The organism is Bradyrhizobium sp. UBA2491 (assembly GCF_002341725.1).
Classification (GTDB): domain Bacteria; phylum Pseudomonadota; class Alphaproteobacteria; order Rhizobiales; family Xanthobacteraceae; genus Bradyrhizobium.
On sequence record NZ_DDOP01000022.1, the window covers coordinates 39,467 to 39,767 of the forward strand.

Consider the following 301-nt stretch of genomic DNA (forward strand, 5'->3'; position numbering starts at 1 on the left):
GGCGGCCTCGGCGTCGCGCTGCGCTGTGACCTTCGCATCGCCGAGCAGGGTGCGACCTTCGCCGTGCTGTCGCGTCGCTGGGGGGTCCCGATGAGCGACGGCACGACGGTCCGGCTGCCGCGGCTGATCGGGGCCGGACGCGCGCTCGACATGCTTTTGACCGCGCGGAAGGTCTCAGGCTCGGAAGCGGTCGCGATGGGCCTCGCAGATCGGCTTGTCCCGACCGGCCAGGCGCTGGCCGCCGCGGTCGAGCTGGCGCATCAGATAGCGTCGTTTCCGCAGATCGCGATGCGATCGGACC

1 protein-coding gene is annotated in these 301 nt (G+C 71.8%); it reads left to right on the forward strand.

What is annotated here, in order from left to right; all coding sequences use genetic code 11:
* Window positions 1-301: enoyl-CoA hydratase-related protein (locus B2W55_RS06765; RefSeq protein WP_291532199.1), on the forward strand; the 301-nt coding region annotated here is incomplete at both ends.